Genomic DNA, 21939 nt, shown 5'->3' with positions numbered 1-21939 from the left:
AGCACCCGTTCGGCCGTTAGGCCGGCGCCCTTCTGGCATATGTCCGGCTTGCGCCATTCTGCGCGTCGCGGCGTATCAATGGCAGTCGCTGGGTTTCCGACGCCATGTGCTGCCATCTCCTGCCGGCCAGCCATGCGCCCTCCGTTATTCCTGTGCGGCGCAGCATTGCCCCATAAGAGCGGGCAAAGCCGCAAGGACGGACGCTCATGAACCGTAGCCAGGGTTTCACCGCCGACCGGCCTGCCGCCACGCAGTCCACTCCTACCGACCCGGCCGCGCGTGCCGCGTTCGCCATCCTGCTGGTCATCACCGGCTGCCATCTGCTCAACGATGCGATGCAGGCGCTGCTGCCGGCGATCTACCCGCTGCTGAAGCGCGACTTCCGCCTCAGCTTCGGCCAGATCGGCATGCTGACCTTCACCTACCAGGTGACCGCCTCGCTGCTGCAGCCGCTGATCGGGCACTATACCGACAAGCGCAAGCTGCCCTGGTCGCTGACCGCCGGCATGGCATTCACCTTCGCCGGGCTGGCCGGATTGTCGCTGGCCCACACCTACGCACACCTGCTGGTGGGTGCCGCCCTGCTCGGCATCGGCTCGTCGATCTTCCACCCGGAATCTTCCCGGATCGCCCGGCTCTCCTCCGGTGGCCGGCATGGCTTCGCGCAGTCGCTGTTCCAGGTCGGCGGCAATCTCGGCACCTCGTTCGGCCCGCTGCTGGCTGCCTTCATCGTGCTGCCGCTGGGCCAGGCCAGTCTCGGCTGGTTCTGCCTGCTGGCCGTGCTTGGCGGCGTGCTGCAGGCCTATGTCGGCCGCTGGTATGCGGCACAGCCGATTGCCGGCCCGCGCGGCGGCAAGGCCGGCGGTACCGGCCTGAGCAAGGCCCGTGTCGCCGGGGCCATGACCGTGCTGATCGCACTGGTGTTTTCCAAATATTTCTACCTGTCGAGCTTCACCAGCTACTACATCTTCTACCTGATCCATCGGTTCGGCCTGTCAACCATGGAAGCCCAGACCGACCTGTTCGTGTTCCTCGGCGCCGTCGCGGCCGGCACGCTGATCGGCGGTCCGGTCGGCGACCGGATCGGCCGCAAGGCGGTGATCTGGGTCTCGATCCTGGGGGTCCTGCCATTCAGCCTGGCGCTGCCGCATGTCGGGCTCGGCTGGACCATCGGCCTCAGCGTGGTGATCGGGCTGGTGCTGTCCTCGGCCTTCTCCGCGATCCTGGTGTACGCGACCGAGTTGCTGCCGGGGCGGGTCGGGATGGTGGCGGGCCTGTTCTTCGGGCTTGCATTCGGCATGGGCGGTCTCGGTGCCGCCGTGCTGGGCGTGCTTGCGGACGTCAGGGGGATCGACTTCGTGTACAGCGCCTGCGCCTTCCTGCCGGCCCTCGGGATGCTGACCGTGCTGCTGCCGAACCTGGATCACGCGCGGGAGCGGACGGCTTGATCGTCCCGCCGATCCTGTTCCGGGATATCCATTTCGTCGTGCTGGACAAGCCGGCCGGGCTGCCGGTGCATCCCGGGCCCCGGGGCGGCGAGTCGATCGAGGATTGTTTCTCGCTCCTCAGCAAGCGCAAGGACGGGCCATGGCTGGCGCACCGGCTGGATACCGACACCGCCGGCTGTCTGGTCGTGGCACTCCGCAAGACGCCGTTGATCCAGGCACAGGCCTGTTTCGCGGAAGGCCGTGCCTCCAAGACCTACTGGGCGGTGGTCGGCGATGGCCCCGAGGCGGAGACCGGCGTGGTCGACCGGCCGCTCGCCAAGCACGTGACCCAGGATGGCTGGGCCATGCGCGCCGACCCCAAGGGCCAGCCGGCGCATACCGAATGGCGCGTGCTCGGCCGCGCACCGGGGCTCGCCTGGGTTGAACTGCGCCTGCTCACCGGGCGCACGCACCAGGCACGCGTGCATTGCGCCGTGGCCGGATGGCCGATCCTCGGCGACCCGGTCTATGGACCGCAGCCGTCGGCGGCAGGCCGGCTGCAGCTGCTGGCCCGCTCGATCCTATTGCCGCTCGATCCGCCGGTCTCGGCGACGGCACAGCCGCCTGCGCACATGATCGATGCGCTACGGGCCTGCGGCTATCGTCCTATTTAGGACCGGGTTCAGGCGAGTGGCGGGTAGACCACGTGCGTCAGGTCTTCCGACACGGTCCAGAGCTTGCGGCCCGCTTCCTTGTCCAGCGCGTGCGTCGAGATCTTCCCCAGCTTCGGGGCGCCACGGATCTCCTTGAATCCGTCCGGCCCGAAATACTGCCCGCCTTTGACGCCTTGCATCGTCGCCGCATACAGGCCCGGCAGGGCGCCGCGGGCGCCATCGTTGCCCAGCAGGCCGACGCCGAAATTGATCGCGGCCGCGGCCGGACGCGGCATCCCGATCGCATTGATGAAGCCGCTCGTGGCGATGCCGGGATGCGCAGCCACACTGATCAGCCGCGACTGCACGATGCGGGCACGCCGGTCGAGTTCGAGCATGAACATCAGGTTGGCGAGCTTCGACTGGCTGTACGCCTTGCTGCCATTGTAAGTGCGCGCACCTTGAAGATCGTCGAAATCGATTGCCCCGCGGCGGTGGGCGATGCTGCTGATCGCCACCACGCGTGGTGCCGGAGCGCGCAACAGCAGTGGCATCAGCAGGCCGGTCAGTGCGAAATGGCCGAGATGATTGGTGCCGAACTGACGCTCGAACCCATCGACGGTCGTCGCGCGAACCGACTGCATTCCGAGCCCGGCATTGTTCAGCAGGACGTCGATCCGCGGGAACGTCGTCTCCATGCGTGCGGCGAAAGCCCTGACGCTGGAGAGATCGGCGACATCGAGCAGCGACACCACGGCCTGTGCAGCAGGGTGCAGCTTGAGGATCCGCGCCAGCGTCGCATCGCCACGCGCCTGGTCACGAACCGCCAGCACGACGTGCGCACCCTTGCCGGCCAGCGCCAGCGCCGCCTCGGCGCCAATGCCGCTGCTGGCACCGGTCACGATGACGATGCGACCGGTCTGGTCGGGCATGTCGGCAAGCGTCCAGTCGGCCATCGGTCCGTCTCCTCGTCGTTCGTGCCGCCAGCATGGGCACGGCGATCACGACAACGCCAGATGCAGAAGCAGGTCGCGCTCCGGACCCGCGATCACCAGCCGCTTCTGCTGCCCGGGCAGAGCCGAAGCCCGACACCGGAATCGGCTCATGCGGTAGCGTGCGGAGGTGCCAGCATCCTGCGGAACAGCATCGCAAAAACGCCGATCAGGATCGCCGCCAGACCGATCAGCCCTGCATGCAACAGCCAGAACCGGGTTCCGGACATCTGCCCGAGCAGCCCGGCCAGGCGAGCGACGAGCAAGTTGGCCAGGAATAGGTGCAGCACGAAGCCATTGACGACCGTGGCACCCAACGCACGCGGAGCGAGCCGCGAATAAAGCGCCATCCCGACCGGATAGAAGTTCGAGAAGCCGAAATCGTTGACCAGATGGAAGGCGACGCCCCATACGAGCCCGATCTTGTGCCCGCCTGCCTCGAACGATGCCAGCGCCAGGATCAGCGGTGCAAGCATCAGAAGCACGCTCGCCCCGGCCATCCGCACGATCTCGTCAGGCATCCGCCGGTGCCGCTCCCACCAGCGCCAGAACAGCATCGACGACAGCAGCGTGCCGATCCCGAAGAACGCGTCGAGGGAGAGCAGCCAGCTGACCGGCATGGTCTGTCCGCCGAACGACAGGGCGTAGTTCTGCTGGCCCCACAGCAGGTAGCCGTTGAAGATTTCCATGTTGCCGACCGATGCCATCGCCAGCACCGGCAGCATGGCTGCCAGCACCAGCAGGATGCGCTTGTCGGACCCCGACAGTCCGGACGGGGGTGTGACGATTCCTGCCGCACGACCAGCAACCGGCTCGCGTGGCAGCCAGCGCCGCCCACCCAGGTAGGTCAGCAGCCCGATCAGCATCCCGGCCCCGGCAGCGGCGAAGCCCAGGTGCCAGGAAGACCGCTCGCCCAGTGTCCCGCAGACCAGCGGCGACAGCACCACGGCGACGCTGACCGACAGGGTGTAGAGCTGGAACGCGTCCGGGCGCCTGGCATCCGCAGGCCCGTAGAGCGCGCCCACCTGCGCCTTCAGGCAGCCGGCGCACCCGCTGCCGGCGATCAGGCACGCGAGCGCAATCAGGAAACTCGCATCGAACGCCAGCAGGAAATGTCCGGCGGTCATCAGCACGCTGCCGAGAACGATGGTGCGGGTGCGGCCGAGCAGGCGGTCCGCCACCAGCCCGCCCAGGATCGGCGTCGCCCAGATCGACGCGGCGTAGAGGCCCATGATCGCCGACGCCAGCGGCGCACCGGTGAGCGGCCCCATCAGGACCCCGAGCATGGCGCGGAATCCGCCGAAGCCCCACACGTGCTCGACATGCCCGGGCCGCAGCAGCTGCCCGGTCATGTACAGGACCAGCAGCGATTGCATGCCGTAGAACGAAAAGCCGACCCAGCCCTCGGTGAGAGCCAGCACCGCCAGCCCGCGCGGATGACCGAAGAAGGACCGGTCGTTTCCTGATTGAACGAAGGCCGGCTTCATGAAGCCGGCCTTCGTAAAAAGCGACGTCTCGTATCGGTGCAGGCGTCGGCCGGGAGAAGTCTGCTACGAACCAGGGAAATCAGCCGCCAGGCCGGCATCGCGCCAGGCTTCGATTTCGGCCACGCGTTCCTTCATCTGCTTCAGCACCGCATCGTGGCCCCACCGGCCCAGCACGAAATGACGCGGCGGATTGTCGATCTCGGTAATGTGGATCATCGCCTCGCCGGCGCGGACCGGGTCGCCGGCCTGCTTGCCGCTGATGTCGGACGTACTCTTCAAACGCTTGCCGGCGGTGTCTGCGTAGTCGGCGATCGTGCTCGGGGTCTGCTTCAGCGAGCGTCCCGCCCAGTCGGTGCGGAACGGTCCCGGCTCGACACAGGTCACCTTGATCCCGAGCGGCGCCGTCTCGGTCGCCAGCGCATCCGACCAGCCTTCCACAGCATGCTTGCTCGCCGCGTAATATCCGGATCCCGGAAACCCGACCAGGCCGGCGACCGAAGTGATGTTGATGATGTTGCCCGAGCGCTGCTTGCGCATCGTCGGCAGCACCGCCCGGGTCATGGCGAACAGGCCGAACACGTTGGCGTCGAACTGGGCGCGGATCTCGGCGTCCACACCCTCCTCGGCCGAGGCCTGGTATCCGTAGCCGGCATTGTTCACCAGCACGTCGATGCGGCCAAACTTGTCCAGCGCGGCTTTCACGCCGGCATCGATCTGGCCCTGCTCCGTCACGTCGAGCGACAGCGCCAGGCCACGCTCGTCCACGCCTTCGACCAGTTCCTTCACGCGCTCCGCATCACGCGCGGTCACGACGGCACGCCAGCCGCGTGCGAGCACGAGCTTCGCCAGGTCATGACCGAACCCGGTCGAACAACCGGTGATGAACCAGACGGGTGATGTCTCGGATGCCATGTCGTCTCCTTGATTGAGTGTGGGACCCTGAACGACCGGAGTCCCCCGCAGGGTTCCCTGCACGATCGCCGGCCACAGGGTCAGCTCGAGTTAGTCCGGTCTATCGACGGGACACGGTAGCAAGCGGCGGGCTGCGACCGGTCACGCCTGGCCTGCGCGGCTGCGTCCATACAGCAGCAGCATCACGAAGATGACCGCGCCGTAGATGATCTGGCGCCCGGCATCCGGCATCTGCATCACTGCCAGCATGCTTTGCAGCAGCACGATCAGGATGGTGCCGATGATGGTGCCGGTGTAGGTGCCGCGGCCGCCGGCGATGCTGGTGCCACCCAGCACCACCGCCGCGATCGCCGGCAGCAGGTAGGTATCGCCCATGCCCTGGAACGCCTTGCCGGCGTATCCGGTGAGCAGCACGCCGGCGAGCGCGCTGGCGCTGCCGGCGAGCATGAAGCTCAGGCAGACGATGCGCTTCACCGGCATGCCCGAGAGGTAGGCTGCACGCTCGCGATTGCCGATCGCATAGACCGAGCGGCCGAACGGCGTCGCGCGCAGCAACACCGTGGTGAACACCCCGGCTGCAGCCCAGACCAGGATCGCGTTCGGCAGGCCCGGCACGAGTTGGCCGCCGGACAGCCAGCGCACGATCGGCGCCGCCGACGAGGCCGGTGCGGACCCGCCGGTGTAGAGCACCATCAATCCCTGCAGCACCGCATTGACGCCGAGCGTGAAGATCATCGACGGGACACGCAGGAACGCCACGCCGAGCCCGTTGACCAGGCCGATCCCCGCCCCGACCGCGAGTGCGATCGGGATCGCCTCGACGCCACCGAGCGTGCTGCCGGCAAGACCGGTCCCGAGCATCGCGCCGGCGGTGAGGGTCCAGGGAACCGACAGGTCGATATGGCCCAGCAGGATCACCAGCATGGCGCCGGCGGCGACGATGCCGAGGAACGACGCAACCTGCAGCTGCTGGATCAGGTAATGCGGTGACAGGAAGCTGGAATTATACAGCGAGCCGCCCAGCAGGATCGCGACGATGCAGGCGCTGGCGACAACCAGCGGCAGGTCGAGCCGGCGCAGCCTGTCCTTGAGCATGAGGCTTCGGGACTGCGCCATGACGACGGCCGGACCCGCCGGCACCTCGCTCATCGGTAGGTTTCCAACCGGTTGCGGGTACGCAGCATCGGCAGCGCGCCGAAACTGACCGCCACCAGCAGGATCAGGCCCTGGAACAGCGGCTGCCACAGCGGCGAGGCGCTCAGCACGAACAGCAGGTCGCCGATGGTGCGCAGGATGAACGCGCCGAGAATGGAGCCGACGATGCCGCCGACGCCACCGAACAGCGAGGTGCCGCCGATCACCACGGCGGCGATGCTGTTCAGGGTGAGGTCGCCGGCCTGGATGGCACTTGCCTGCGCGGACTCCGCGATCAGCGTCAACAGCAGTCCCGCCAGGCTCGCCAGCAGACCCGAGCCTACATAGGCCGCGAGCTTGGAGCGCACGACCTTCACACCTGACATGTACGCGGATGCCTCGGCCGACCCGACCGCATAGACGCCGCGTCCGGTCAGCGACCGGCGGAACGGCATCCATAGCAGGACCAGCACCGTGGCCAGAACCAGCATGCTGACCGGCACGCCGAACACGGCTCCGGTCATCGCGCTGGCGAAATCGTCGTCCACGTTGCCTCCCGGGTTCGGCCGCACCAGCAACGACACGCCATAGAACATCGTGCTGGTCGCCAGCGTCGCGATGATCGGCTGCAACCGGCCGACCACGACCGCCAGCGCATTAAACAGCCCGGCGACCAGGCCGCTGCCCAGTACCGCCAGCACGCCGAACCCGATCTGCAAGCCGCTGCCACTGACCAGGACCGAGGCGACGCAGTTGGACAGCACCACGATCGCGCCGACCGAAAGATCGATCCCGCCGGTGAGCACGGGCAGGGTCTGCGCCGCCGCGACCAGGGCCAGTAGGACGCCCTTATTGGACGCGGTAATCAGCACGTCGGTGTGGATGCCGTGCGGCTGCAACGCGAGATAGAGCCCGAACATGGCGGCGAAGATCGCGCCCGCCAGCAACGGCAGCGCGTTGTGACGCAGGAACAGCCGGGACGCCGAGCCACTCACGCCACATGCTCCCGCATTTCGCCGCCGATATCGAGTGCCCCGGAAATGATCGCCTCCTCGGTGATGCCGCTACCATCCGGCGCGCGCGTCAGCAGGCGGGTGATGCGGCCGGAGTAGAAGATCGCGACCCGGTCGCACAGGCCGATCAGCTCGTCGTAGTCGGTGGTGTACAGCAGGATCGCGGTTCCGTTCGCGGCCAGCTCGCGCAGCAGCCGGTAGATTTCCTGCTTGGTGCCGACATCGATGCCGCGGGTCGGGTCGCACAGCAGCAGTACGCGCGGGCCGGCCAGCAGCCATTTGCCGATCGCCACCTTCTGCTGGTTGCCGCCCGACAAGGTGCTCACCGGCAAATCCACCACCGCCTTGATCTGCATGCGCCGGACGATGTCCTGCACCGCCTCGCGCTCTCGCGCCCGGTTCAGGAACGGGCCGCGGCACCATTGCGACAGGGTCGATGCGGTGAGGTTCTCGGCCACGCTCATCGGCAGCATCAGACCCTCGGTCTTGCGATCCTCCGGGATCAGCGCGAGCCGCGAGGGCTCCGCCATGGCCTGCCGGGGACTACCGAGGGTGGTCGGGATATCGTCGATACGGATCTCGCCGGTCACCCCGGACAGGCAGCCGAATAGCGCCAACAGGTATTCGCGCTGCCCCTGGCCGTCCAGTCCGCCGAGCCCGAGGATCTCGCCTGGCGCCACCGACAGCGAAACACCGCGCAGATGATTTTCCCATGACAGGTCACGGGTTTCCAGAACCGGCTCCGGCGCCGGCACACCCTCGGGGCGGACCGGCAGCGGCGGAAACATCTGCGACAGTTCGCGCCCGATCATCATGCGGACGATCTCGTCCTCGCTGCGCTCTCCGCGGGCAAATGTCTCGATATGGCGGCCGTTGGCGAATACCGAGCAGGTGTCGGCAAGCTCGCGGATCTCGTGCATGCGGTGAGAGATATACAGGATGGCCATGCCCTCGGCGCGCAGCCGCTTCAGCAGGGTGACGACGCGCGCGACGTCGTCGGCGGTCAGGGCCGACGTCGCCTCGTCCAGGATCAGCAGGCGCGGCTTCCGTCCGAGCGCCTTGGCGATTTCCACCATCTGCCTGCGCGACAGAGGCAGGTCGCGTACCCGCTCGCGTGGATCGATCCCCTCGCAACCGATCTCGGCCAGCAGTTGCTCCGCCCGCGCGTTCTGCGCCCGCCGGTCGATCAGGCCGAAACGGCGGGGCGGCGCGGTGATGCTGATATTGTCGGCAACGCTGAGATCCGGCAGCAGCGACAATTCCTGGAACACGCAGACGATGCCGTGCTCCTGCGCGTCGGCCGGCCCGCGAAACCGGACGGGCACGCCATCGACACGCATCTCGCCCTCGGTCGGTGCCACGACACCGGCGATGACCTTGATGAGGGTGCTTTTCCCGGCCCCGTTCTCACCCATGACCGCATGGATGGAGCCGGCTTCGCACCGCAAAATCCCCTTCGCCAGGGCCGTGACCGGCCCGTAGCGCTTGACGATGTCGGAGAGCTCCAGGAGAGGCTGCCGCTCCGTCGTCAGCGAGGACGAAGCGGCAGCACTCATTTGGCGTTTTGACCGGTGATGTCGTTCGCCGTCATGTTGATGTCGCAGATCGGGAAGTCATGCGCCGCGAAAAAGGTGTCGCTGAGATCCGGAAAGTAGTTCTTTCCGGCCTCGAACGTCTTGTAGTTGGCCGCCGGGATCGGCACGCGGATTTCGCCGGGAACCGTCTGGCCCTGCAGCACCGCGATCGCCGCCTTCAGCGCCACCGCCGACAGGGCAGGGGACTGTCCGGCGCTCTCGCCCAGCAGGCCATCCTTGGCGTTCGCCACGATCAGCTTGCGGAAGCCGTTCTCGCCTTCGCCGGCGATCGGGACCAGCGGCTTGTGGCTGTCCAGCAGCGCATGCGTGACACCGGTGCTGCCGCCCTGGGTGTAGATGCCGTCGACGGCGCCGTTCACTGCCAGCGAGTCGGCGACAGCCTTCTGGCCGGTGCCGTCATCCCAGTTGCCGACCACCTCGGTGATCTGGATGCCGGGGTCCGCCGCCATGGCCTGGCGGAAGCCGTCATGCCGGTCGCGATCGACACTGTTGCCCGGCACGCCGCGCACTTCCAGGACGTGCTTCTTTTCCTTCATGTTCTGGTTGAGCCAGTCACCCATCATCTTGCCCATCGCGACCTGATCCTGGTTGACCTGCACCAGGTTGGTCTCCTTGCCGGTCCGATCGAGCGTGTTGTCGAAGCTGACGATCAGCACGCCGGCCTGCTTGGCGCGACGCATCACCGGCTTGAAGGCGGTCGGGCTGTTGGCGTCGATCAGGATGGCGTCGAAGCCGGCACTGATGAAGTTGTCCATCGCGGCAATCTGCGCCGACACGTCGGTACCGACGCTGACGATGCGCAGTTCCTTGATCTGGGCGGCCACGGCCGGCTGGGACGCGTAGGCCTTCAGCGACTGCAGCATCTGCACGCGCCAGGCATTGCCGATGAAGCCGTTGGCGAACGCGATCCGATACGGACCCTTTTTGGCCGGCAGGCTCACCGTGCCACTGGTGCTGCTGGCTGGCTGGAAGCACTGCCCCGCATCCGCGGCGATCGCCGGTGCGGCCACGCAGGCGGTCAGCCCGGCAGCCAGGATGGACATATGCAGGCGACGGCTGCGGATCATGCCGGTTTCCTTGGTCATGGATCTGTTTCCCAACGACCGGACTTGCGCCGGTTCTGTCTGCCGGAACCATTGCGCAGATCACGGGACGGACGCAACGGCCTCCCACGAAAAATTTGCGCTTTGCGTGCGAAAGTCATTAATTGCCGGACGCAAGACATTCGGCACGAGCCGGACCGCCCGAACTTCAGCGTTCGGAAATCCAAAGGAACGTCATGGTGTCCTCGATCATCATCCTGCATGCCCGGGATAACGTGGCTGTCGCCAGGCAAAGCATCGGTCCGGGAGATTGGCTGGAGCCGGACCGGCTGCGTGCGTCCGAGCCGGTGCCGAGGGGTCACAAGGTCGCCATCCAGCGCATCGCCGCCGGTGAGACCGTGCGCAAGTACGGGCAGGTGATCGGCACCGCGACACAGGACATCGAGCCGGGCCAGCACGTGCACACCGAGCGGCTGGAGATGCGCGACTTCGCCCTGGCGCACGAGTTCTGCGTCGATGCCGAGCCGGCCGCCTTGCTGCCGGAAGCCGAGCGCGCGACGTTCCAGGGCTTCCTGCGCGCCGATGGCCGGGTCGGCACGCGCAACTACATCGCGGTGATCTCGTCGGTGAATTGTTCGGCCACCGTCTGCCGCGCCGTCGCCGACCATTTCAACAACAAGGGCGGCCTCGCCAACCACCCGACCGTCGATGGCGTCATCGCGCTGACGCATGGCGGCGGCTGCGCTATCAACATCAAGACCGAAGGCTATCTCTATCTGACCCGGACGCTGGCCGGCTACGCCACCAGTCCGAACGTCAACGGCGTGCTGATGATCGGGCTCGGCTGCGAGACCAACCAGATCCCGGCATTCATGCAGGCGCGCGGCCTGGCCGAGGGCCCGCTGCTGCGCACCATGACCATCCAGGAAACCGGCGGCACGCGGAAAACCATCGCCGCGGCGATCGAGGCGATCAACTCGATGCTGGACACCGTCGGCGCCGCGGTCCGCACCACCCAGCCGGCCTCCGCCCTGGTGTTGGCGCTCGAGTGCGGCGGCTCGGACGGATATTCCGGTATTTCCGCCAACCCGGCACTGGGACACGCAGCCGACCTGCTCGTAAGGCACGGCGGTACCGCCGTGCTGGCGGAAACCCCCGAGATCTATGGCGCGGAACACCTGCTGACCCGTCGCGCGGCAACCCCGGCGGTCGCCGAGAAGCTGCTCGCCCGGATCGACTGGTGGCGCGACTATGCGACGCGCAACGATGCCGAGCTCAACAACAACCCGTCGCACGGCAACAAGGCGGGCGGCCTGACCACCATCCTGGAGAAGTCGCTCGGTGCCGTCGCCAAGAGTCCGCATTCCCAGCTCGAGGCGGTCTATGAATATGCCGAGCCGATCACCGCGCATGGCTTCGTGTTCATGGACACGCCCGGCTACGACCCGGCGGCGGTGACCGGGCAGGTGGCAGGCGGCTGCACCATCATCTGCTTCACCACCGGCCGCGGCTCGACCTCCGGCTTCAAGCCCGCTCCCTGCATCAAGATCGCCACCAACACGCCGATGTTCCAGCGCATGGCCGATGACATGGATATCGACTGCGGCGGCATCGTCGACGGTACCGACAGCATCGAGGCCGCCGGCCGGCGCATCTTCGCGCGCATCCTGGCGATCGCCTCGGGCGAACCCAGCCTGAGCGAACAGCTCGACTACGGCGACAACGAGTTCGTGCCGTGGCAGATCGGCGCCGTGATGTAGGCATGGCGGCACGCCGCAGCTACGAGGTCATCGCCGAGGCGCTGCGCCAGAGCATCCGGACCGGCCGCCTGTCCGCGGGCACGGTGCTGCTCGAAGGCGGTATCGCCGAGCTGTTCGGCTCCAGCCGCACGCCCGTGCGACAGGCGCTGGACCTGCTGCTGGACGAGAATGCGGTCAGTCGCTTCCAGGGCCGCGGCGTCGTGGTGGGCGATGGCAGCGTCGCCCCCGAACGACGCCGGCTGGACCCGGCCGACATCGGGCAGCTTCCGGAAGCGCCGGCCAAGGTCTGGGCCTGGCAAACGGTCTATCAGGCGGTCGAGCACGAGCTGGTACGTGCGTCGGTGTTCGGCTGCCACCGGGTCAACGAGGTCGAGCTCGCGCGCCATTACGGCATCGGCCGCACGGTCGGGCACGACGTGCTGGTGCGCATCCAGGCGACCGGCATCCTGACCAAGGACCGGCGTGCGCACTGGATCACCGTGCCGCTGGACGACCAGCGCGTGCGCGACCTCTATGCGCTGCGCGAACTGCTGGAGCCGGCGATGCTGCGCCTGGCCGCGACCCGAATCCCCGCCGGTGTTCTGCTGCACATGCGGAACGGGCTGCGGGACGCCATGCTCGTCTATCCGGACGCCGGCGCCGAACAACTCGACCGGCTCGAACACGACCTGCATGTCGTCTGTCCGTCGTTTGCCGGCAATCCCGAACTGCTGGCAGCGCTGACGCGAACCCGCTGCATCATCATCTCGAGCAAGCACATCCTGCATCATGCCGGAGCATTGCCGGCAGGCGACCCGTTCATGCGCGAACATGATCGCGTTCTCGCAGCGCTGCAGCAGGGTGACGGAGAAGCTGCAGCGCACGCGTTGCTGGTGCATCTGCGCAATGCCCGGACAAAGGTGCTGCGCCGGCTGCGCCGGTTCCGGGAGACGCAGCTGCCGCCGTCATCACCGTATATCGGCCCGACCATGGACGATCTCCCGGAACGCGCTGCGAACCTGTCGTCCGGCGGCTTCGATCGGCGATCCGAAATCAGGACGGCTGGCGGCGCAGAGTCAGATCCTGGACGTCGAAGCTGAAATCCGACCCGATCAGGCGCATGGTCGCGGACACGATCCTGCCGTCGGGATCCCGCTGGAACTGGATGTAGGCATCATCGCTGCCGTTGAAGGCACGGTCGTCCCAATGCACGACAAACAGATCATGCGGCAACGCGTCCATCGAACCCGCGAGATCGTCGGCTTTTGAAACACGCAGGCTTAGATGGTCCCCCTGCAGGCTGATGGAAAAGAGTCCGCGCCAGGAGTCGCGGTAGTTCCCGGCATACTCGGCAAGCTCCGTCGCCGGAGGGTGCAGGAACGGGCGGGCCGCCGATCCGGGCAGATCGACGGCGCGGCGATCCCTTGCCGCGCCCGCTGCCTGTTCGCGACGCTTGTACTCGCCGAGCCAGTCGAAGCTGCCGCCCTGGACCGCCTCGGTGAGTGCCGCCACGAGTCCGTTGGTCGCGTTGCTGTCCTCCTGGTTGGTCAGCACGACGAAGCCGGTGCCACGTTCCGGCAGCATCGAGACCAGGCTGACCATGCCGGCGACGGTGCCGCTGTGCCAGATGCGCTCGTCGCCCTTGAAGTCCTCGAGAAACCAGCCGAGTCCATAGCTGCGGAAATGCTGCCGGCTCAGGGCCGCGGTCGGACCGGGTGGCAAGATCGTCTGCGGCGTCCACATCGCATCACGCTGCGTGCGGCTCAGGATCTGCCGGCCGTCGATGGAACCGGCTCCGAGTTGCAGGCGCATCCAGCGCGCCATGCCGTCCGCATTGCAGAGGATGCCACCCGCCGGCGCCGCCGCCTTGAGAGGGTCCGACGGCAGCTTCATCAGCGTCGTGCCGATTTCATGATACCCGACCGCGATGTCCGCATCCTGTGCCGGATGGGCCAGCGCCGCGACCGGGTCGGCATGACATCCGCTCATGCCGAGCGGATCGAGCAGACGCTTCTGCACGAACCGCTCCCAGCGCTCGCCGGAAACACGCTCGACCAGCAGGCCGGCGACCACGAACATCATGTTGTTGTAGGCGAAATGCGATCGCAGGCTGGTCGATAGAGGCAGGAAGCGAAGATTGTGCACGGCCTCTTCGCGGGTGAACTGGCTCCGCGAGAACAGCATCAGGTCGCCGGCGCCTTCGCCGAGGCCGCTCCGGTGCGAGAGCAGGTCGCGTATCGTCAGCTCACGCGTCACATAAGGGTCGGAAAGCTGCAGCTCGGGCAGATGGTCGATGACCCGGTCGTCCCACCCGATCGCTCCCTGATCGACGAGAAGAGCCAGGGACGCGGCGGTGAATGATTTCGTGATCGAGCCGATGCCGAACAGGGTCTGTGGATCGACCGGCCTGTTTCGGTCGCGATCGCGCAATCCGTAGCCGCGTTCGAACACCGTATGCCCGTCCTGGACGATCGCAAGCGCCAGGCCGGGAACGTTGAATAGTCGTAACGTACGCTCGGCCAATGCGTCGATCGCGGCCGGGGCCGGAAGGGTTGCAGGCATTTCAAGCGCGGTGGTGTCGGCCGCGCAGGGCCATGCCGCCATCAGCATCGACAACGCAAGCAGCCAGACGGGATACCACAGCTTGCGGGATGATGATGCGGGCATGTCAGGTTGCGTCGCGAACGAAGCGTGGACCCCGTTGCGTAACCGTTTCGAGACCAGCGGGTGGAGTAACGCTAGCGGAGCAGCAGCGCCGTGCCGTACAGCCCTACGGCGAACCAGCTATGCGCCAGGAGATTCATAACCCGTACTTTTGTCGGGTTCGCTGTTTTGGATGCAGCCCAACCCATTCCCAATCCTGGCTGCAACAGGAACCAGCCGGCGGCGACAGTGATGATTCCCCACACCCAGGCAGGCAGGAACGTCGGATGTTCAAGCCAGTTCTGCCCCATGACAAGCAGGAACACGACGCCATAGAGGATGCCGACTGCGTAATGACCGATCCAGCCGACTGCGGACTCGTAGGGATGGGCTTCCGATGCTCCGATGTCCGGATGAAAGACCGTTCCACGCGGCAGATGACAGAACCAGCGCCCGACCGGGCCCCAGTTCGGCATGCTCTCTCCCGGCAACTGGGCCAGGACGATCGCCCAGATATCCATGACCACTGTGGCGCCGATCCCGATCAGCACGCCTTTCCAAACAAGATCGAGCATAGGGTGAGTCGACGTCCATCTCTGCGGCCTCCGAATTAGACAGCCCGTTGCCCGATCATGCAATCCGCAATCATTCCGGCTGGCGCGATCGAGGCTTGCCTCGGCTTCTGCGTGCAGTCGCGGGAAAAAAGCTGCTGATCGTGATAAATCCGAAGGTACTCTGGAAAGCGTTCGGTATTCTCTGCGGCGCTTCGGATGCCGGAAACTTCCCCCGACCATGTCGTGCAGGATGAGTCGATCGGTAGAGCCTCCCGTGAGACCAGCCCGAACCGTCTAGTTCTGTTCGAGTGCCCGTTTCAGTCCGGCCTGGAAACCCTGGCGGGTCAGGTCACGGATCAAGGATCGCGCACCGTCGGCCCCGTCCCGGTGCAACACGGCGAGCGGTGTATCGCCGTCGAATGGTGCCCGCGTCTGCTTCGCACGGAGGAAGTCGGCCGGCTCCTGCCCCAGCGTTGAGAGCGCGGTATCCAGCGCGCGCAACGCCGCGTAGCGATGGGCCTCCGCACCCTGCAACCGGAACCGCGGACGGGTGCCTTTCTTGGTCAGGCCGCCCGCATGCCCGACCAGTGCCAACGCATCGAGATCCTCGATCCCCCATCGATCCATCAGCGACCAGAACGCCGCCGATGGGAAACTCGACGCAGGGTCGGCGCGGCCATGGCCCTGTGGCGATGTTCCCAGCGCCGTCAACGCGGACGGGTCGAGGTCGTCAAACCTGGTTTCGTCGGTCTCCGGAGCATCGTTGGTATCGTCCTCGCCCGGTTCCGTTACCGGCGCCGGTGCAGGCTTCGGCGTGGCGGTCGGCTTCGCTTTCGGCCTGTCGAGCGCTTCGACCAGTCCAGCCACGGCGGCGATCGTTTGCGCATCCTCCGACCGCAGCGTCGCCAGCAGGGCCGCCTGTGGATGGTCCTCAGGCACGCGCTTCAGCAGCGTGTCCAGCCGAAGATCGTCGTTGGCGTCGAGACCTTCGGAGATGCTTATCGCCTGCAGCGCCTGGTGCAGCGCCAGCCGTGTCAGCACGCCCTCGTTGCGACGCCGGTGTTCGGCCAGCAGGCGCGCATCGTCCAGGCTCTGCTTCGCCTGTTTCAGGAGCTCCTTGCTGGTGGGGCCGGGGCTCATGGCCGGCGGGTCACCAGCAGCTGGTTGATGCGGAAGCCCTCGACATCCACCACCTCGAAGATGAAGCCGGCAGCCTCGATCCGGTCGGCCTTGCGCGCCACCCGCCGTAGCCGGTGCATGACGAAGCCGCCGATGGTCTCGTATGAACCGGTCGCCGGTGCCAGCTCGCGCGGACGATCGGTGCCGAGAGCCTTGATCACCTCGCCCAGGCCGGCGATGCCGTCCACCGGGCGCGAGATGAGGACGCTCATTCCGATCGGCGCCAGGATGGCAATCGGGCCAAGCAGCAGGGTCATGGCGTCCATATCCGTTGGCCATGTAACCGTGCGCCGGCGCCACTACGCTGTCGAGAGCACAATGGATGCAGCCCAGCCTGCAGCATTACCATGCTATTTTGCACAGCAGAGCCGCTGTTTTCAGTCCATTCGACACCCAATATCCTGAGCTCAGCGCAAGAGGACAATCGATCGTGGCGTCAACCGGAACTCGAAGGCAGCTTCTGCAGACGGCCTCTGTCCTGGCCATTGGCGCGGTCGCATGGAAGCTTGCGACGTTCCGGGCCCTAGCCGCCGGCCAGGTCGCGATGCCGAGTGCGGCATCCTTCCCGGTCCGGCATACGGATGCAGAGTGGCACCGCATGCTGTCGCCGGCGCAGTTCGACGTGTTGCGCGAGGAAGGCACCGAGGCGCCGTTTTCCAGTCCGCTCAACCATTTCTACTCCAAGGGCACTTATGACTGCCTTGGCTGTAACAATCCTGCCTATGCGTCCGAAACCAAGTTCGATAGCGGCACTGGCTGGCCGTCCTTCTGGAAACCACTGCCGAACGCGGTGATCGAGCGCCAGGATGGATCGATGGGAATGCAGCGTACCGAGGTCCATTGCGCCCGCTGCGCGAGCCATCTCGGCCACGTGTTCGATGACGGGCCGGCTCCGACCGGGCTGCGCTATTGCATGAACGGCGTCGCGCTGAGCTTCAAGCCGGCACCCGGCGTCAAGCCGCCCCAAGGGGCGTAAGTGGAGGAATGGTTATGAACATCTCTCGTCTGTCCAAGCGGGTGCTGCTGCTAGGTGCCGTTGCGGCATTGCCGGCATCCTTGTTGCTGGCGGGAACCGGTCCCAGCCGTGCGGAGGAAGCACCCCGCCTGGTACCGGCGTTCGCGCAGTCCGCTCCGGCTGCAGCAGGCGCGGAAGCGGCTGCCGGTCCGCAGAGCATCACCTTCTCGGGCGGCTGTTTCTGGGGTGTCCAGGGCGTATTCGAGCATGTGAAAGGCGTGACGCGAGCGGTCTCCGGCTACACCGGCGGCCAGGCCGACACCGCGCAGTACGAGACGGTCAGCACCGGCACAACGGGCCATGCCGAGTCTGTCCAGGTAACCTATGATCCGGCCCAAATCTCGCGTGCCAGGCTGATGCAGATCTTCTTCTCGGTAGCACTGGATCCGACCCAGGTCGGCGGACAGGGCCCGGACAGCGGCAGCCAGTATCGCTCGGAAATCTGGACCTCTACCCCGGCCGAAGCGGGTGCGGCGCGAGCCTACATCGCGCAGCTCGATGCGGCGCATGCCTATGGCGGCAAGATCGTCACCCGCGTCGATCCGATCGGCGGGTTCTATCCGGCGGAGTCCTACCACCAGGATTATCTCGCCCATAACCCGGACGCCGGCTACATCGTCATCAACGACATGCCGAAGGTCGCGGCGTTGAAGCAGCTGTTTCCCCAGGACTACTCCGAGACCCCGCGTCTGACCTTGGCATCCAACAAGATCATGTAGCTCACGGTTCGCGCGCCACCGGGACGCCTGATTGGCGCCCCGGCAGCCCGTGCACCTTGAGGTAGTGGCGAAGCTGGTAATAGGTGAGGCCGAGGGATGTGGCGGCGACGCGCTGGTTGAACCGGCTCGCTTCCATGGCCTCGCTCAGCAGCCGGGACTCGTATTGTCTCGTGCGGGAAAGGAAGTCTCCCGAGACCGGATCGGCTGCCACCGGTCTGGAAACGGACGGCGCCGATGACGTTGCCACCGCCGCCGGCGCCGAGCTTTTCGGAAACGGGTCGAGCACGATCCGGGACAGCGGCTTTTTCGGGTCCTGCATTCGATAGACGCTGCGCTCGACCGCATTCCGCAATTCGCGGACGTTGCCGGGCCATTCGTGCGACTTCAGCGTTGCCATCGCGTCCGGGGCAAACCCGGCGAACAGGTCGCGACCCAGTTCGCGCGTCATGCGCAGTGCAAAGTGGCCGGCAAGCAGCGGGATATCCTCGGGACGATCGCGCAGCGGCGGCACCACGACCACGTCGAACGCGAGCCTGTCCAGCAGGTCGGCGCGGAACCGGTCGGCCCTGACCAGTGCCGGCAGGTCGGCATGGGTGGCGGCGACTACGCGCACATCCACCTGCTGCGGATCATTGCCGCCGACGCGCTCGAACGTACCATATTCGATAACGCGCAGCAGCTTCTCCTGCACGGCCATCGACGCGGTCGCGATCTCGTCCAGGAACAGCGTACCGCCGTCGGCCAGCTCGAACCGTCCGGCCCGGCGGCGTGAGGCGCCGGTGAACGACCCGGCCTCGTGGCCGAACAGCTCGCTGTCGAGCAGGGCTTCGCCGAGCACGGCGCAGTTCAGCTTGATGAACGGCTTGTCCCAGCGCAACGACAGATAGGCGAGGCGGCTCGCCACCAATTCCTTTCCGGTACCACGCTCGCCCACCACCAGGACCGGCCGGTTCAGTGGGGCGGCAAGAGAGATATGTGCCAGCATTTCGCGAAAGGCTGTCGCTTCCCCGATCGGCGTCGTATTATCAGCAGGCAGGATGGCCGAACGCGCCAATATGTGGGTCTCCGGGCCATCGAGGCCTTATTTGTTACTGTCGCTGGCATCGACCGGCAGTGCAAGCCGCAGAATTCAGTCAAGCGAATCAATCGGTTGGACAGTCTGCTCAAGCCGCGGCAAGTTGGCACGGAAGCTGCTCTTCCGAACATCAAGGACGAGCTTCGCGTCCGACCCTCGTGATGGAGGCCGCCATGAGCATCTTCTCCCGCCTGTCCGACATAGTGAACTCCAACATCAACGCCATCGTCGCCGGCGCCGAGGATCCGAAGAAGATCATCCGCCTGATCATCCAGGAGATGGAGGATACCCTGGTCGAGGTGCGCTCTTCCGCCGTCCAGACCATCGCCGAGCGCAAGGAGATCGAACGGCGGATCGGCACCCTGGCCCGTGACGAGGCGGAATGGGAGCGCAAGGCCGAGCTCGCCCTGACGCATGGTCGCGAAGATCTGGCGCGTGGTGCCCTGCAGGCGCGAACCCACCTGATCAAGACGCGCGAGGCTCTGCAGGGCCAGCTGTCGCAGATCATGACCGGGCTGTCGCACCAGAACGACGACATCGCCAAGCTGCAGGCCAAGCTCGCCGACGCCAAGTCGCGTGAGCAGGCGCTGCTGTCCCGAACCAGCATCGCCACCTCGCGGGTGAAGCTGCGCGAGCGCCTGCACGATGGACGCATCAGCGATGCATTCGGCCGCTTCGAGCAGATCGAGCGCAATCTGGATGCCCTGGAAGGGCGCGCGGAGTCGTATGATCTCGGCAAGCGCACGCTGGAGCAGGAAATCGAGGGGCTCGAGGCCGACACCGCGGTCGATAGCGAGCTCGATGCGATGAAAGCCAGGCTGCGTGGCCGTATCGAGGCGCCGGGTTCCTGATCTTAAGGGTATGTGCGTATGGATATCGTCCCTCTAGCAGCCGTTCTTGGCGGGAATCATATCGTGGATTTTGTTGGTCTGATCGCGGTCATCGCGCCGTTTGCCTTGGTCGCCTGGATCGTGAAGCTGAGGCACGACCGCACGATCAGGGCGATCGGCGCCCAGGGGCTCGGCGTCGAGGACCAGCGCGTGCTGCAGGACATGAACGAGATCGCCCGGCGCATGGAACAGCGGGTCGAGAACCTGGAGCGCATCCTGGATACCGAACTCGCCGGCTGGCGTAGCCGGATGCCACTGTGAGGCGGGGAGTGCAGTCATGAACGACCCGTTCCCCCACGGCATCCCGCCCCGCTTCTGGCGCCAGGACAAGGGCGCGGTCGCTGCCGGCATCTGCGCCGGCCTGGCCGAGGATCTCGATCTCCCGCTGCCGTTGATCAGGGCCATCTCGGTGATCTTCATGATCCTGCCCACCGGGCTTGCCTATCTAGCGCTGGCGATGTTGCTGCGCCGGCGCCTGCCTGCACAGCGCTCCCGCTACGAGAGCGCCGGGCAATCCAGCAGCCAACGCCGGAGTTCGGGTGCCGGCGCACCGCTCGGCCAAAGCTGGGCGTTGCTACAACATCGTTTCGAGACACTGGAACCGAGGCTCAAGAATATAGAGGCGTTCGTGACCTCGTCGGATTTCGAGCTGCATCGCGGTTTCGGCCGGATGGGCAAGTAGGCGCATGCCGTTGTTCCCGATCCACGATTTCGCGCGTGCCGACGATATCCGGATGCGTCGTCGTCGTGCCGCGTTCCTGATCGTCGGCATCGTGGCACTGCCCTGGATGCTGTTCAGCGGACCCGCGCATCGCGAATCTCGTCGCCAGCACACATCGGACCCTTTCGACCTGAGGATCGACAAGGCGTTGTCCGATATCAAGCTGCCGCGGGTCGTTATCTCAGAGCTGCCGCAATCCTTGCCCGGCGGTCCGTCACGGCGGTTTGCGATCGAAGGCGACACGCTGACCCTGGATCTGTCCTGCGCCACATCCGTGACGCTCATGCCGGCGACGGATCTCGGCAACGAGGCAACCCTGTCGGTCAGGCAAGGCCAGGAAGAGACGCTACAGGCCGTCACCACCGCCGGCGGCACGGTCACCCAGCCCAGCTCCTGCCGCGGTGGCAGCGATGCCGACTTCACCCTTCAGGTAGATCCGGGCCGATCTCTCCGCGTCGTGCAGCACGGCGACATCGAGATCCACGGCGGCCGTTTCACCGGCCCGGTCGCGATCGACGGTCTGGGCAGCGGCACGGTTCGGCTGGCGGGCGTGGGAGGTCTTTCGGACCACCAGCGTGGAAGTGGCGATGTGATCATCGACGACATCTCCGGCAGACTGGACGTGGTTTTGTCCGGTTCCGGCGAACTGCAGATCAGGCATGGACATGTTTCGAGCATGTCGGCTACCGCCGCCGGCAGCAGTGATTTCTCCACGGGCGATGCGGTGATCGACAATGCGCAGGTCCAACTTGCCGGGAGCGGTGATTTGACGATGGGCATGGTTACCGGTGGCCTCGATGCCGGCACGTCGGGCAGCGGCGACATCACCATCGCGTCGGTAACGGCCGACGCTGTCCGGCTGACCGGTGGTGGATCGGGCGACATCACCATACGCGCCGGCACGATCGGCAAGCTGGCCGCGGCCCGGCGTGGCTCCGGCGACCTTGTGGTACAGGCCATCGTAGGCAGCGGGACGGTGATCCATCACGGTACCGGTGATGTTTCGGTGCCACACGTTACCGGCACCCTGACCCGGACAGGTGGGAACAACGAGGATGGTGACGACGACTGATCGTTTCACATGAAATGTCGATCCTGCACATGAAACGAAACAGGCCGCCCGAAGGCGGCCTGTTGTTTGTCGAATA

Annotated in this window: 22 protein-coding genes; 10 read left to right on the top strand and 12 right to left on the bottom strand. The window is 66.2% G+C overall.

Going from position 1 to position 21939, the window contains the following annotated elements; all coding sequences use genetic code 11:
* Positions 1-206 precede the first annotated feature (206 nt).
* Both HN018_RS20905 and HN018_RS20900 read left to right on the top strand, forming a co-directional pair.
* Positions 207-1448, top strand: a complete 1242-nt coding sequence (locus tag HN018_RS20905; protein ID WP_171836998.1) for an MFS transporter — start codon at positions 207-209, stop codon at positions 1446-1448.
* Positions 1445-2101 (top strand): RluA family pseudouridine synthase, encoded by a 657-nt coding sequence (locus HN018_RS20900; protein ID WP_338033997.1) that lies wholly within the window; start codon positions 1445-1447, stop codon positions 2099-2101. Before HN018_RS20905 ends, HN018_RS20900 begins: the two co-directional genes overlap by 4 nt.
* Before the next feature lie 8 nt (positions 2102-2109).
* Here HN018_RS20900 and HN018_RS20895 read toward each other — a convergent pair whose 3' ends face one another.
* The 7 genes from HN018_RS20895 to HN018_RS20865 form a co-directional block, all read right to left on the bottom strand.
* Complete coding sequence (locus HN018_RS20895; protein WP_171836999.1) at positions 2110-3036, bottom strand: oxidoreductase; 927 nt, start codon at positions 3034-3036, stop codon at positions 2110-2112.
* Between the two features lie 146 nt (positions 3037-3182).
* Complete coding sequence (locus HN018_RS20890; RefSeq protein ID WP_171837000.1) at positions 3183-4559, bottom strand: peptide MFS transporter; 1377 nt, start codon at positions 4557-4559, stop codon at positions 3183-3185.
* Positions 4560-4622: 63 nt separating this feature from the next.
* A complete protein-coding gene (locus tag HN018_RS20885) occupies positions 4623-5471 on the bottom strand; it encodes an oxidoreductase (RefSeq protein ID WP_171837001.1) in 849 nt (282 codons plus the stop codon).
* Between the two features lie 141 nt (positions 5472-5612).
* Positions 5613-6620 (bottom strand): ABC transporter permease, encoded by a 1008-nt coding sequence (locus HN018_RS20880; RefSeq protein WP_204259598.1) that lies wholly within the window; start codon positions 6618-6620, stop codon positions 5613-5615.
* On the bottom strand, positions 6617-7600 hold the full coding sequence (locus HN018_RS20875) for an ABC transporter permease (RefSeq protein ID WP_204259597.1): 984 nt from the start codon (positions 7598-7600) through the stop codon (positions 6617-6619). Before HN018_RS20875 ends, HN018_RS20880 begins: the two co-directional genes overlap by 4 nt.
* Positions 7597-9174: a sugar ABC transporter ATP-binding protein gene (locus HN018_RS20870; RefSeq protein ID WP_171837002.1), complete on the bottom strand. Its 1578-nt coding sequence runs from the start codon at positions 9172-9174 to the stop codon at positions 7597-7599. The genes HN018_RS20875 and HN018_RS20870 overlap by 4 nt, the downstream gene beginning before the upstream one ends.
* Positions 9171-10298, bottom strand: coding sequence for a sugar ABC transporter substrate-binding protein (locus HN018_RS20865; RefSeq protein ID WP_171837003.1), 1128 nt, complete (start codon positions 10296-10298; stop codon positions 9171-9173). The genes HN018_RS20870 and HN018_RS20865 overlap by 4 nt, the downstream gene beginning before the upstream one ends.
* Positions 10299-10492: 194 nt before the next feature.
* On the opposite strand from HN018_RS20865, the gene HN018_RS20860 reads away from it, so the two are divergent.
* Together HN018_RS20860 and HN018_RS20855 are read left to right on the top strand one after the other, a co-directional pair.
* Positions 10493-12016 carry a UxaA family hydrolase gene (locus HN018_RS20860; RefSeq protein ID WP_171837004.1) on the top strand — a complete coding sequence of 508 codons (1524 nt, stop codon included), beginning with the start codon at positions 10493-10495 and terminating at the stop codon, positions 12014-12016.
* Positions 12017-12018: 2 nt separating this feature from the next.
* Positions 12019-13095, top strand: coding sequence for a GntR family transcriptional regulator (locus tag HN018_RS20855; protein ID WP_171837005.1), 1077 nt, complete (start codon positions 12019-12021; stop codon positions 13093-13095).
* Here HN018_RS20855 and HN018_RS20850 read toward each other — a convergent pair.
* From HN018_RS20850 to HN018_RS20835, 4 genes are all read right to left on the bottom strand, one after another.
* Positions 13049-14662, bottom strand: coding sequence for a serine hydrolase (locus HN018_RS20850; RefSeq protein WP_171837006.1), 1614 nt, complete (start codon positions 14660-14662; stop codon positions 13049-13051). The genes HN018_RS20855 and HN018_RS20850 overlap by 47 nt on opposite strands.
* A 71-nt stretch (positions 14663-14733) precedes the next feature.
* Positions 14734-15213, bottom strand: a complete 480-nt coding sequence (locus HN018_RS20845) for a DUF2938 domain-containing protein (RefSeq protein ID WP_171837007.1) — start codon at positions 15211-15213, stop codon at positions 14734-14736.
* Between the two features lie 273 nt (positions 15214-15486).
* Entirely contained in the window at positions 15487-16332 is an 846-nt protein-coding gene (locus tag HN018_RS20840) for a hypothetical protein (protein WP_171837008.1), read from the bottom strand.
* Positions 16329-16628, bottom strand: a complete 300-nt coding sequence (locus tag HN018_RS20835; RefSeq protein ID WP_408886734.1) for a transporter associated domain-containing protein — start codon at positions 16626-16628, stop codon at positions 16329-16331. Before HN018_RS20835 ends, HN018_RS20840 begins: the two co-directional genes overlap by 4 nt.
* A gap of 287 nt (positions 16629-16915) precedes the next feature.
* Here HN018_RS20835 and msrB point away from each other — a divergent pair, with 287 nt between their 5' ends.
* Positions 16916-17347, top strand: a complete 432-nt coding sequence (gene msrB / locus HN018_RS20830; protein ID WP_204259801.1) for a peptide-methionine (R)-S-oxide reductase MsrB — start codon at positions 16916-16918, stop codon at positions 17345-17347.
* Between the two features lie 14 nt (positions 17348-17361).
* Positions 17362-18105, top strand: a complete 744-nt coding sequence (gene msrA, locus HN018_RS20825; RefSeq protein WP_204259596.1) for a peptide-methionine (S)-S-oxide reductase MsrA — start codon at positions 17362-17364, stop codon at positions 18103-18105.
* A gap of 1 nt (position 18106) precedes the next feature.
* Here the strand turns inward: msrA and pspF are convergent, their stop codons facing one another.
* Positions 18107-19159 (bottom strand): phage shock protein operon transcriptional activator, encoded by a 1053-nt coding sequence (gene pspF / locus HN018_RS20820; RefSeq protein ID WP_275434162.1) that lies wholly within the window; start codon positions 19157-19159, stop codon positions 18107-18109.
* 194 nt (positions 19160-19353) lie between these two features.
* Between pspF and pspA the strand changes: the two genes are divergently transcribed.
* From pspA to HN018_RS20800, 4 genes are all read left to right on the top strand, one after another.
* Positions 19354-20031, top strand: a complete 678-nt coding sequence (pspA, locus tag HN018_RS20815) for a phage shock protein PspA (protein ID WP_171837011.1) — start codon at positions 19354-19356, stop codon at positions 20029-20031.
* A gap of 63 nt (positions 20032-20094) precedes the next feature.
* Entirely contained in the window at positions 20095-20331 is a 237-nt protein-coding gene (pspB, locus tag HN018_RS20810) for an envelope stress response membrane protein PspB (protein ID WP_171837012.1), read from the top strand.
* A 16-nt stretch (positions 20332-20347) separates the two neighbouring features.
* Positions 20348-20752 (top strand): PspC domain-containing protein, encoded by a 405-nt coding sequence (locus HN018_RS20805; protein WP_171837013.1) that lies wholly within the window; start codon positions 20348-20350, stop codon positions 20750-20752.
* A gap of 4 nt (positions 20753-20756) precedes the next feature.
* Positions 20757-21863 carry a GIN domain-containing protein gene (locus tag HN018_RS20800; protein ID WP_171837014.1) on the top strand — a complete coding sequence of 369 codons (1107 nt, stop codon included), beginning with the start codon at positions 20757-20759 and terminating at the stop codon, positions 21861-21863.
* Positions 21864-21939: the final 76 nt, after the last annotated feature.

It is taken from the genome of Lichenicola cladoniae, assembly GCF_013201075.1.
Taxonomy (GTDB): Bacteria; Pseudomonadota; Alphaproteobacteria; order Acetobacterales; family Acetobacteraceae; genus Lichenicola; species Lichenicola cladoniae.
The sequence above is the reverse complement of the archived record's forward strand: the minus strand, read 5'-3'. Positions and strand labels throughout refer to the sequence as shown.